At 72.0% G+C, this 10,624-nt stretch carries 11 protein-coding genes and 1 pseudogene; 8 read left to right on the top strand and 4 right to left on the bottom strand.

Features of this window, described 5'->3' with window-relative positions; translation table 11 throughout:
• From AC1RQF_RS32730 to sctU, 4 genes and pseudogenes are all read right to left on the bottom strand, one after another.
• Nucleotides 1-528: pseudogene (locus tag AC1RQF_RS32730) on the bottom strand (type III secretion system cytoplasmic ring protein SctQ); the annotation flags it as partial.
• A gap of 201 nt (nucleotides 529-729) precedes the next feature.
• Entirely contained in the window at nucleotides 730-1,323 is a 594-nt protein-coding gene (gene sctP / locus AC1RQF_RS32725) for a type III secretion system protein SctP (protein WP_273996350.1), read from the bottom strand.
• A gap of 11 nt (nucleotides 1,324-1,334) precedes the next feature.
• Nucleotides 1,335-3,389: a type III secretion system export apparatus subunit SctV gene (sctV, locus tag AC1RQF_RS32720; protein ID WP_492874252.1), complete on the bottom strand. Its 2,055-nt coding sequence runs from the start codon at nucleotides 3,387-3,389 to the stop codon at nucleotides 1,335-1,337.
• Nucleotides 3,386-4,483, bottom strand: coding sequence for a type III secretion system export apparatus subunit SctU (gene sctU, locus AC1RQF_RS32715; protein WP_492874250.1), 1,098 nt, complete (start codon nucleotides 4,481-4,483; stop codon nucleotides 3,386-3,388). Before sctU ends, sctV begins: the two co-directional genes overlap by 4 nt.
• A 220-nt stretch (nucleotides 4,484-4,703) precedes the next feature.
• Between sctU and AC1RQF_RS32710 the strand changes: the two genes are divergently transcribed.
• The 8 genes from AC1RQF_RS32710 to sctT are packed head-to-tail and all read left to right on the top strand — an operon-like array spanning nucleotide 4,704 to nucleotide 10,427.
• The gene (locus AC1RQF_RS32710) at nucleotides 4,704-5,264 is read left to right on the top strand and encodes an HrpB1 family type III secretion system apparatus protein (RefSeq protein ID WP_273996354.1); all 561 of its coding nucleotides are present in this window, start codon (nucleotides 4,704-4,706) and stop codon (nucleotides 5,262-5,264) included.
• A gap of 16 nt (nucleotides 5,265-5,280) precedes the next feature.
• Nucleotides 5,281-5,676, top strand: a complete 396-nt coding sequence (locus AC1RQF_RS32705; protein ID WP_273996355.1) for a type III secretion protein HrpB2 — start codon at nucleotides 5,281-5,283, stop codon at nucleotides 5,674-5,676.
• A 1-nt stretch (nucleotide 5,677) separates the two neighbouring features.
• Nucleotides 5,678-6,448, top strand: a complete 771-nt coding sequence (sctJ, locus tag AC1RQF_RS32700) for a type III secretion system inner membrane ring lipoprotein SctJ (protein WP_492874248.1) — start codon at nucleotides 5,678-5,680, stop codon at nucleotides 6,446-6,448.
• Nucleotides 6,445-7,095: a type III secretion protein HrpB4 gene (locus AC1RQF_RS32695; RefSeq protein ID WP_492874246.1), complete on the top strand. Its 651-nt coding sequence runs from the start codon at nucleotides 6,445-6,447 to the stop codon at nucleotides 7,093-7,095. The genes sctJ and AC1RQF_RS32695 overlap by 4 nt, the downstream gene beginning before the upstream one ends.
• A complete protein-coding gene (gene sctL / locus AC1RQF_RS32690; protein ID WP_273996356.1) occupies nucleotides 7,080-7,796 on the top strand; it encodes a type III secretion system stator protein SctL in 717 nt (238 codons plus the stop codon). Before AC1RQF_RS32695 ends, sctL begins: the two co-directional genes overlap by 16 nt.
• Nucleotides 7,793-9,121, top strand: a complete 1,329-nt coding sequence (gene sctN / locus AC1RQF_RS32685) for a type III secretion system ATPase SctN (RefSeq protein WP_492874243.1) — start codon at nucleotides 7,793-7,795, stop codon at nucleotides 9,119-9,121. The genes sctL and sctN overlap by 4 nt, the downstream gene beginning before the upstream one ends.
• Nucleotides 9,118-9,624, top strand: a complete 507-nt coding sequence (locus AC1RQF_RS32680; protein ID WP_273996357.1) for a type III secretion protein HrpB7 — start codon at nucleotides 9,118-9,120, stop codon at nucleotides 9,622-9,624. The genes sctN and AC1RQF_RS32680 overlap by 4 nt, the downstream gene beginning before the upstream one ends.
• Nucleotides 9,621-10,427 carry a type III secretion system export apparatus subunit SctT gene (gene sctT, locus AC1RQF_RS32675; protein ID WP_273996358.1) on the top strand — a complete coding sequence of 269 codons (807 nt, stop codon included), beginning with the start codon at nucleotides 9,621-9,623 and terminating at the stop codon, nucleotides 10,425-10,427. Before AC1RQF_RS32680 ends, sctT begins: the two co-directional genes overlap by 4 nt.
• The last annotated feature ends 197 nt before the right edge of the window (nucleotides 10,428-10,624 follow it).

Raw genomic sequence — 10,624 nt, 5'->3', positions numbered from 1 at the left:
GGTCGGCGCGTCGAGCCAGGCCGGCTCGATGTCCACCAGCACGCACGCGCACGGCGCGTCATTCCATTGGAAGCGCCACGCGCGGCCCGCCTGCGGCGGCAGCGGCGCGGGCGCGGCGCGCAGCGCGCCGATCGTCACGTCGTCGAGCCCCGCGCCCGCCAGCGCATCGCGCAGCGGCGCGAGCAGCGCGCTCGCGAGCGCCGCGCGCAGCGACAGGCTCGCATCGCCGCGCGCGTCGCCCGCCGGCGCGGCCACGACGGCAAGCGCCGGGAACGCGGCGAGATCGAAGCCGATGCGGGCCGTCGCCTCGCCGAGCCGCAGGCTCAGCAGGCCCGGACGCTCGAAGCTCGGCCACGGCTCGGCCGCCCGCCATTCCGACAGCCCGGGAAAGCGCGCGAGCCATGCCGGCAGGCGCGCATCGGCCAGCACCCGCGCGAGCGCGGCGTCGCACGTGTCGAAGGCGGGCAGCGGCAGGACGGTGGTGATGTCGGCCGCGGTCGGGCGCGCGGCGATGCTGTCCGGCGGGATTGCGACGGGTGCCGCGCCGGCCGCCGCAAGGGCGGCCGCGGCATCAGCCGCCGCGGCGTCGGCCACTACGGCATCGGCCGGCGCGGCGTCGGTTGCCAAGGCAACGGTCGCCGCAACATCGGTCGCCACGGCATCGGCCGCCGGTAATTCGATAAGCAGATCGTCCATGGTCGATTTCGGGCTGGTTCTCGGGCGCGGCGCTCAGGCGACGTCGATGTCGATCGCGCGCGGCACGCCCAGGTGGGCGAGCAAGGTGTCGAGGCGCGCATGCAGCAGCGCGCGATGAGTGGAGAGTAGTTGTCGCGTGGCCGCGTCGGCGGTCTCGAACCGAAGCCGCAGATCGAAATGCGAAAGCGCCACGTGGAGCAGCGTGGCCGGCAGCAGCGCGGGATCGAGCGGCATGCTCAGGTCCCACTGCGCGCCCGCGTCCTCCGCGCACAACGCGGCGATCTCGCCCGCGAGCGTGTCCGCGATGCGCACCATGCGCTCTTGCTGCGCGAACACCTGGTTGACGAAGCCGTCGGCCCCCGCGCAGGCGCGCGCCATCGCCTGGCGTCCCTGCGCATCGGGCAGCGCGTCGGGCTCGCGCGCGAACGGCGTGGCCGCATCGCGCGAGGGACGGCGCTCGCGGCGCGGGTCGGCATCGTGCGCGGCCGGCGCGACCGGCGCCGGCGCGCGCCGCAGCAGCTGCGCGTAGTCGAAGCCGCGCCGGGCCGCGCGGCCGCCCGTCGCGCGGGGAACCTCCGCGCCCTCGCCCGCGATGATGCGCAACGGCCGCAGATCGACGCTGCTCATCGTCGCCCCGCTCACATCGTCACGCGGCCGAGCGGCCGCAGTTCGACCTGATCGCCAAGCTCCTGGTACGAATACACCGCGAGCCAGCCCAGCCGCGCCTCGATCATCCGGCGCGTATACCGCCGCACGTCCATCGAGGTGACCAGCACGACGTCGTCGCGCGGCGCGACGCCGACGAACGACGCGATGCTGTCGACCAGATAGCGCACCTGCTCCGGCGGCAGCGCGAGGAAGTTGCCGGCGGGCGTCTGCTTGATCGACTGGCGGATGTGCTGCTCGACCGGCAGGTCCAGCAGCACCGCCGCGAGCTGCTTCCCGCCGCGCGCCGCGCGATACGCGAGATAGCGCGACAGGTCGCCGCGCACGTACTCGGCGAGCATCAGCATGTCCTTCTCCTTCGGGCCCCACGCGATCAGGCTTTCCATGATGTCGCGCGCGTTGCGGATCGGAATGTGCTCTTCGAGCAGGCGTCGCAGCACGTCCGCGATCCGCTGGGTCGGCAGCGCCTTCTGCACTTCCGCGACCAGCCCCGGATAGTCGAGGCCGAGCTGATCCAGGATCCATTGCGTCTCCTGGATGCCGAGGAACAGGTGCGCATTGCGGCGCAGCAGCGCGATCGTCTCGTGCGCGATCACCTGCTCGGCCCGCCACGCGCGCTGCTCGGCCGGCACCGCCTTGTCGTCGATCCAGTAGCTGCGCGCGAGCCCGCCCGCCGGCCCGCGCTCGGTGCAGCGGCCGGCGAGCGCCGGGTCCGCCGCCGCGTCGGGCAGCATCGTCTGGCCGGGCGGCAGCTCGAAGCGCGACTGCGGCACGTCGCGCATCAGCACCTCGCAGGTCGATTCGGGCAGCTCGGCGCTCGTCCACAGCGTGATGCCGGGGAACGGCAGCCCCTGCTCCTCCTGCAGCTTCGCGCGCTCCTCGTCGAACGCCTGGTCGAGCGCGGCGGGCGCGAGCCGCGCGACGAGATCGGGCGCGATCCGCACGCCGATCGCGCAGGTGAACAAGGGCGCGCGCGGCAGGATCGTCGGCGTGCTGCTCTTCGCGCCGGCGCGCTGCAGCGCGACCACCGGCTCGCCGCGCGTGACGGCGCGGCGCTTGCCCTTCTGCAGCCGGTAGCCGGCGAACGCGAGCATGAACGACAGCAGCAGGAACAGCATGGCCGGGAAACCCGGCACGGCCGCGAAGCCGATCAGCAGCACCGCCGCGAAATACAGCGCGCGATAGCTGGTGCCCAGCTGGCGCGCGATCTCCGAACCGAGCGAGCTGCCCTCGCCGTCGTCGTGATCGTCGGCGACGCGGGTGATCATCACGCCCGCCGCGACCGAGATCAGCAGCGACGGGATCTGCGACACCATCGCGTCGCCGACCGACAGGATCGAGAAGCGGTTCGCCGCCTCGCCGGCCGTCATGCCGTGGTACATCACGCCGATCGCGATGCCGGCCACGATGTTGACGAGCGTGATGATGAGCCCGGCGATCGCATCGCCCTTGACGAACTTCATCGCGCCGTCCATCCCGCCGTGCAGCTGGCTTTCCTTCGCGAGCGTGCCGCGCTTGCGGCGCGCCTCCTCGGGCGTGAGGATGTTCGCGCGCAGGTCCGCGTCGATGCTCATCTGCTTGCCCGGCATCGCGTCGAGCGTGAAGCGCGCGCCGACTTCCGCGACCCGCTCCGAGCCCTTCGCGATCACGATGAACTGCACCGTCGTGATGATCAGGAACACCACCAGCCCGACCACGAGATTGCCGCCCACCACCAGTTCGCCGAAGCTCTCGATGATGTCGCCCGCGTTCGCGTGCAGCAGGATCGACTTGGTCGACGCGATGTTCAGCGAGAGCCGGTACAGCGTCGTGAACAGCAGCACCGACGGGAACACCGACAGCGACACGATGCTGCCGACATACATCGTCACCATCAGCAGCGTCACGCTGATCGCGATGTTGATGCCGAGCAGCACGTCGATCACTTCGGGCGGCAGCGGCAGGATCATCAGCGACACGATCGCCACCACCAGCGCCGCGATGCCGACTTCACCGCCGGCGGGGAGTTTGAGGGTCTTGAGCATCATGCGGGCCTCGCATCGGGAGAAACGGACGCCGGGTCGGCATCGCGGGCGCCCGCGACGGCCTCGACCCAGCGCAGGATGGCGGCGACGGTCTCGAACAGCGCGTCGGGGATCGCGTCGTCGCATTCGACGCGGTACAGCGCCCGCGCGACGGGCGGATTGCCGACGATCGGCACGCCGAGCGCATGCGCTTCGCGGCGCAGCACGAGCGCGCCCGCATCGAGCGCCTTCGCGATCACGCGCGGCAGCGGATGCTCGTCGGGCGCATAGCGCAGCGCGACCGCGTAGTGGGTCGGGTTCACGACCAGCACGTTCGCCTGCCCCATCCGCTGACGCGGGCCGGGGGTGGTCGCGAATTCGCGCGCGAGGCGGCGGCGCTCGCCCTTGGTGTGCGGATCGCCGTCCGACTCCTTCATCTCGCGCTTCATCTCCTCCTTGCCCATCCGGTTCTGGCGGATGAACATGATCTTGGCGATCTTGTAGTCGGCCGCGGCCAGCACCGCGATCACCATCAGCACCACGCCGAGCAGCTTCATCAGCAACGTCCACAGCACGCGCGACAACTGCGGCGCGGGCTCGTAGATGCTCGCGGCGACGAGCGGAAACAAGCCGACCACCACCTTCCAGACCACGCACAGCAGCACCACGGCCTTGACGATGGTCTTGGCCAGCTCCAGCAGCGCCTTGAGCGAGAAAATGCGCTTCAGCCCGGCCATCGGGCTGATCGAATCGAGCTTCGGCATCACTGGTTCGAGCGTGATCATGAAGCCCGCCTGCGGCGCCTGCGAGCCGATGCCCGCGAGAATCGCGCCGGCCGCGAACGGCAGCGTCAGCCACACCGCGTCGCCGGCGAGCGCGTACAGCGTCGCGAGCGCGGCCTGCGGCGAGCGCTCGCTCGCGACGAAGTCGAGCGCGGTGCGCATCAGATGTTCGAGCCCGCCGCCCAGCATCGCCTCACCGGTCGACAGCACGCCGATCACCATCGCGAGCGTCGCCACGTCGGCGATGTCCTTGCTCTTCGCGACCTGCCCTTTCTCACGCGCCTTCCTCAGCTTCTGTTCGGAAGGCTCTTCGGTTTTCTCTTCTGCGTCGGCCATCGCCGTCCGCTCCTGTCGAGAGTCGTAACGACGCGTACCTTAGCCGCGCCGCCCGCGCGCGCCCCGCGCGGACCCGAAGCCGCGCCGTCCGACGCGAAGCGCGCGCGCCGCTTCGCCTCCGGCGCGCGTGCTTCGCATCGCGCGCCGGCCGGCCGCGCGGCGCTGCTACCTTGCGCTCCAGACCAACACGCTTTCTTCAACGTCACGCGGAGCACACACCATGGAAGATTCACGGCCGACTTACCTGCGCTGCAACCAGGCCGCGCTGAACGGCTTGATCGACGCCGCCAACCTCTCGCTCGGCGGCGCCCTCGACGGCCCCGCCGCCGATCCCTACGACATCGGCCTCCTGATCGACGCGCTGCGCGTGCTCGCGCCGCAGCTGCCGGCCGCCGACATGTTCGACGGCATGCTGCACGTCGCGCTCGGCAACTGGGACGACGCCGCGCGCTGCTTCTCCGACATCGCCAACGGCTCGTCCAACGCGAACTACGGCCGCGCGCTGCTGGCGCTCGCGCTGCACGGCAAGCGCGATTCCGCATGGCGGCTCGCCGCCGATGAGGTGCTCGCGGCCGGCGGCCCGGCGCAGGCGATCGCGCTGGTGCGCGCGCTCGAACGCCAGAACGACGTGCTGCTCGCGAAGGAACATGCGCAGCGCACGGGCGTCTGGGAACTGCCGGAATCGGTCGCGGCGCTCGAGGAGCCCGCCGCCGACGCGCCCACCACGGCCGGCTTCGACCTGCAGGCCGCGTTCGCGCATCAGCAGTTCCTGCGCATGTAAGCCCCTGGAGGCCCGTATGCATCCCACGCTTTCCGTCACCGAACTCACACGCGCGCTCGACACCACGCTGGGTGAAACGACCCAGGCCGCCGCGGCCGACGTGCCGGCCGCCAGCGCCGAGCGCTTCCAGGCGCTGATGGCGGGCGCGACGCCCGCCGCGCCCGTGGCGCACGCGCAGCAGACCACCGCGATCTCGAAGCTGGTCGAGACCGCCGACACGCAGATGCGCCAGGTGCTCGACAACACCGAGTACCTGAGCCTGCATGCGGGCGAGCTGTCGCTCAACGAGATGCTGGCCGCGTCGATGCAGTTGTCCGCCGAGGCGGCCGCGATGCAGATCGACCTGCAGGCCAAGATGAGCGTGGTCACGTCGACCAAGGACGCGATCGGCTCGCTGATGAAGAACCAGTGACATGAAAACGCCCCGTTCCCCTTCCCGCGCCGCGCTCGGCGCGCTGCTGCTGGCCTGCGCGCTGCTCGCGGGCTGCCAGCAGGAGCTGTACGGCGGCCTGGCCGAGCGCGACTGCAACGAGATGCTCGCCGCGCTGCTGCAAAACGGCATCGACGCGCAGAAAAAGACTCCCGACGCCGGCAAGACCTGGACGCTCGCGGTCGACGACAAGCAGATCGTGCGCGCGATGGAAGTGTTGCGCGCGCACGGCCTGCCCGCCGCGCGCTACGACGATCTCGGCGCGCTGTTCAAGAAGGACGGCCTCGTCTCGACGCCGACCGAGGAGCGGGTGCGCTTCATCTACGGCGTGTCGCAGGAGCTGTCGGACACGCTGTCGAAGATCGACGGCGTCGTGGTCGCGCGCGTGCACATCGTGCTGCCGAACAACGATCCGCTCGCGCAGACCGTCAAGCCCTCGTCGGCATCGGTGTTCATCAAGTACCGCCCGAGCGCGAACCTCGCGACGCTGACGCCGCAGATCAAGAACCTCGTCGTCCACAGCGTCGAGGGGCTGACCTACGACGAAGTCAGCGTCACCTCGGTCGCGGCCGACCCCGTCGACCTCGCCGCGGCCGCGCCCGCGCAGAAAGCCGGCGGCGCATGGCTCGCGGCCGGCGTGGCCGCGCTCGTCGCGCTGCTCGGCCTCGCGGCGGGCGGCGCGCTGTGGTGGCGCCGCCGCGCGGGCGCCGCGGCCGCGCCGGGCGCCGCCGCGCCGAAGGCGGCCGCGTCATGAGCCCGCCCGGCGTGAGCGACCGCGCGCGCTGGCTGGCCGGCTACGACGCGAACCTGCGTCGCGCGGCCGACTGGGTCCACGTGAGCTGGCACGGCGCGCTCGCGCCGCTCGTCGCCACGATGCACGCGCACGCGCCGGCGCTGCGCGCCGCCTGCTCGCAGTTGCTGCTGCGCACGCTCGGTCACGCCGCGCCGGCGCTCGATGGCTTCGACGCGCCGGCCGACCGGCTCGCCGCGCTGCCGATCGACGACGCGCTGCGCCTGCTGCGCCTGCGCGCGCTGCTCGCGCGGCACACGGAACTGCGGCACTGGATCGACCGCGCGAGCCGAGCGCGGCTCGCCGCCTGGGTCGGGGCCGACGCGGCGCGCGCGCTCGCGACGCTGCCCGATGCGCCGCGCGCGCGCGCCGACGCCGCCCCGCCGCTCGCCGGGCAGTCCGACGACACGCTCGCGTGGGAAGGCTGGTGCCGCTTCGAGCGCGAGCGCGCATGGTCGCCCGCCGGCCCGACGCGCGCCGTGCGCTTCGCCCTGCCGCGCGACGCCGCGTGCCCGCCCTGGCTCGCCGACGCCGCGCCCAACGGCGACGGCGCGGCGCTGCTCGCGCGCCTGCTCGCTCAACATCCGGAGTGGTCATGGTTGTCTGGCTGAAAAACCACGGCGTCCCGCTCGCCGACGATCTGTGTCTCGACGTGCCGCATGGCGTGCTGCCCCGCGACGCATTCGAAACCGTCGCCGCGCTCGCCGACGCGCTCGATGCGCTCGCGGCCGAACGCGAAGCGGTGCTGCGCGCCGCCGCCGAACAGGCCGAGCGCGTGCTCGCCGACGCACGCGCCCAGGCCGACGCGCTGGTCGACGCCGCCCGTCTCGAACACGACCACGCCTACGCGCGCGGCTACGACGCCGGCTCCGCGCAGGCGCTCGCCGACTGGCACGCGCGCGCCGCCGACGCCTTCGAGGAAGAGCGCCGCGTGCGCGACGGCATGCGCGAACGGCTCGCCGAGCTGGTCGCGGCCGCGGTCCAGCAGATGGTGCGCACCGAAGATGCGCGCGGCCTGTTCGCGCGCGCGGCGGAGACCGTCGAACGGGTGGTCGCGGATGCGAGCTACCTGACCGTGCGGGTCTGCGACGCCGACTACGAGACCGCCCGCGCGCAGTTCAGCGAACTGGCCGACGCGTGGCGCCGGCAGGGCCGCAACGTGCCGGTCGAAGTGCTGGTCGAACCGCGCGTCGCGCCCGGCACCTGCCTGTGCGAATCCGATTTCGGCACCGTCGACGCGAGCCTCGACACCCAGCTCGGCGCGATCCGCCAGGCCCTGTCCCGCGCGCTCGAGGATGCCCGACACACATGAATACGATGACTGACCTGTCCCGCATCGCGGACGCGATGGCCGCGCGGCTCGCGATCGATCCCGCCGTCAACATGACGGGCAAGGTGCTCGAAGTGATCGGCACGCTGCTGCGCGTCGTCGGCCTCGAAGTGACGCTCGGCGAGCTGTGCGAGCTGCGCAGCCCGTCGGGCGCGCTGCTCCAGCATGCCGAGGTGGTGGGCTTCACGCGCAACGTCGCGCTGCTGTCGCCGTTCGGCGCGCTCGGCGAGATCAATCGCGGCACCCGCGTGATCGGCCTGCGCCGGCCCCTCTCCGTGAAAGTCGGCGACGGCATCCTCGGCCGCGTGATCGACAGCTTCGGCGAACCGCTCGACGGCCGCGGCCCGCTCGCGTGCGACCAGATGCGCCCGGTGCTCGCGCCGCCGCCGAACCCGATGTCGCGCAAGATGGTCGACGCCTCGATGGCGACCGGCGTGCGCATCGTCGACGGCCTGATCACGCTCGGCGAAGGCCAGCGGATGGGAATCTTCGCGCCCGCGGGCGTCGGCAAGAGCACGCTGCTCGGCATGTTCGCGCGCGGCGCGTCGTGCGACGTGAACGTGATCGCGCTGATCGGCGAGCGCGGCCGCGAGGTGCGCGAATTCGTCGAACTGATCATGGGCGAGGACGGCATGGCGCGCTCGGTGGTCGTGTGCGCGACCTCGGACCGCTCCTCGATCGAGCGCGCCAAAGCCGCCTACGCGGCGACCGCGATCGCCGAATACTTCCGCGACCAGGGCAAGCGCGTGCTGCTGATGATGGATTCGCTGACGCGCTTCGCGCGCGCCGGCCGCGAAATCGGCCTCGCAGCCGGCGAACCGCCCGCGCGGCGCGGCTTCCCGCCCTCGGTGTTCGCCGAGCTGCCGCGCCTGCTCGAACGCACCGGCATGGGCGAGCGCGGCTCGATCACCGCGCTCTACACCGTGCTCGCCGAGGACGATTCCGGCAGCGACCCGATCGCCGAGGAAGTGCGCGGCATTCTCGACGGCCACATCATCCTGTCGCGCGACATCGCCGCGCGCAACCAGTATCCGGCCATCGACGTGCTCGGCAGCCTGTCGCGGATCATGCCGCAGGTGACCACGCGCGAGCACATCGGCGCGGCCGGCCGGCTGCGCCAGCTGCTCGCCAAGCACCGCGAGATCGAGACGCTGCTGCAGCTCGGCGAATACCAGGCCGGCAGCGATCCGGCCGCCGACGAGGCCGTCGCGAAGATCGACCGGATCCGCGCGTTCCTGAACCAGCGCACCGACGAATACATGGCGGCCGAGGAAACGCTGGCCGCGCTGCACGAGCTGGTCCAATGAAGTCGCGCCAGCAACGCGCGTTCGAGACCCTGCTCGCGCGCCGCGAGAAGCGCGGCGTCGCGCTGCGCGAGCAGCAGTCCGGCGAACGCGCCGCCCAGGCCGCCGCCGCCGCCGAATTGGCCGACGGCGAAGCGCGCGCGCAGGCCGCGCTCGATACCGCGAACCGCTACACGGCCCGCCTCGGCGCGCTCGCGTCGGGCACCGATCCGTTCACGATCGGCGACTACAGCGCGTGCCGCCGCTACCGCGACACGCTGCTCGACGAACATGCGCTCGCCGAGACGCACTGCGCGCGGCTGCGCACCGCCTGGCAGGCATGCACCGAGCGGCTCGCCGACACCACGCGGCGGATCGCCCGCAACGACGCCCAGGTCGAGGTCGTGCGCGCACGCATCCAGCGGCTCGCGCGCGCCGCCGAGGCCGCCGCCGAGGATCTGCAGGACGAGGAAATCGAGGAAGGCGTGCTGGCCCGCCGCCTCGCCGGCCGGGAGAGCCGCGCATGAACGCCCACGACCTGTTCCCGCTTCAGCCGCTCGGCGACCAGCTGATCGGCTTCATCACGCTGCTCGGGATCTGCAGCACGCGCCTGCTCGTGCTGATGACGATCCTGCCCGCGACCGCCGACAGCGTGTTCAAGGGCACGCTGCGCACCGGCGCGGCGGCCGTGTGGTGTCTGTTCGTCGCGTTCGGCCAGCAGGCGCTGATTCCGCAGCTGCATGGCGCGTTCCTGTTCGTCGTGGCCGTCAAGGAAGCGCTGATCGGGCTCGTGCTCGCGTTCGCCGCCTCGACCGTGTTCTGGGCGGCGGAAGGCATCGGCACCTACATCGACGACCTCGCCGGCTACAACAACCTGCAGGTGCAGAACCCGAGTTCCGGCTCGCAGGCGTCGCTGATGGCGACCCTGCTGAGCCAGCTCGCGATCGCCGCGTTCTGGCTGCTCGGCGGCATGACCTTCCTGCTCGGCGCGCTCTACGAGTCCTACCAGTGGTGGCCGCTCGCGAGCTTCGATCCGATCCCCGCGCCGCTGCTCGAAGCGTTCGCGCAGGCGCGGCTCGCCGGCTTGATGGACATGGTCGCGCGGCTCGCGACGCCGGTCATGGTGATGCTGCTCCTGATCGACGTCGGCCTCGCGTTCGTCGCGAAGGCCGCGCAGAAATTCGATGTGATGTCGATCAGCCAGCCGCTCAAGGGCGCGGTCGCGATCCTGATCGTGGCGCTGCTCGCCGGCCGCTTCGTCAGCGAAATGCACGCACAGCTGTCGCTCGCCGGGCTCGCCCAGCAGTTGCGTCAGATGACCGGCCATTGAACGCGCGGCCGCGCCGCGTTTTTTCCTGCCCAGGAGGGATGTCGTCATGGTTCGCCTGATTTCGCGCCTGTTTCAGTCCACCACGCCGTCCGCCGCCGGACACGAGCACGACGCCGCGCCGCCGCGCAACCGGGCGCGCGGGACAGCCGGGCCGCGCGGAGGCGGCCCCCTGCGCAACACGCCGCCCGCGCACCACC

This window comes from Burkholderia sp. GW821-FHT14F03 (genome assembly GCF_058803765.1).
Note: the sequence above shows the minus strand (reverse complement) of the source record. Positions and strands in the feature narration are given on the sequence as shown.

What these genes read in the sequence shown, in the direction of transcription:
- AC1RQF_RS32710 (WP_273996354.1), top strand. Translation starts at nt 4,704, where the DNA reads ATGGAAGATTCACGGCCGACTTACCTGCGCTGCAACCAGGCCGCGCTG.
- sctV (WP_492874252.1), bottom strand. Translation starts at nt 3,389, where the DNA reads ATGATGCTCAAGACCCTCAAACTCCCCGCCGGCGGTGAAGTCGGCATC.
- sctL (WP_273996356.1), top strand. Translation starts at nt 7,080, where the DNA reads ATGGTTGTCTGGCTGAAAAACCACGGCGTCCCGCTCGCCGACGATCTG.
- sctN (WP_492874243.1), top strand. Translation starts at nt 7,793, where the DNA reads ATGAATACGATGACTGACCTGTCCCGCATCGCGGACGCGATGGCCGCG.
- sctJ (WP_492874248.1), top strand. Translation starts at nt 5,678, where the DNA reads ATGAAAACGCCCCGTTCCCCTTCCCGCGCCGCGCTCGGCGCGCTGCTG.
- sctP (WP_273996350.1), bottom strand. Translation starts at nt 1,323, where the DNA reads ATGAGCAGCGTCGATCTGCGGCCGTTGCGCATCATCGCGGGCGAGGGC.
- AC1RQF_RS32695 (WP_492874246.1), top strand. Translation starts at nt 6,445, where the DNA reads ATGAGCCCGCCCGGCGTGAGCGACCGCGCGCGCTGGCTGGCCGGCTAC.
- AC1RQF_RS32705 (WP_273996355.1), top strand. Translation starts at nt 5,281, where the DNA reads ATGCATCCCACGCTTTCCGTCACCGAACTCACACGCGCGCTCGACACC.
- AC1RQF_RS32680 (WP_273996357.1), top strand. Translation starts at nt 9,118, where the DNA reads ATGAAGTCGCGCCAGCAACGCGCGTTCGAGACCCTGCTCGCGCGCCGC.
- sctU (WP_492874250.1), bottom strand. Translation starts at nt 4,483, where the DNA reads ATGGCCGACGCAGAAGAGAAAACCGAAGAGCCTTCCGAACAGAAGCTG.
- sctT (WP_273996358.1), top strand. Translation starts at nt 9,621, where the DNA reads ATGAACGCCCACGACCTGTTCCCGCTTCAGCCGCTCGGCGACCAGCTG.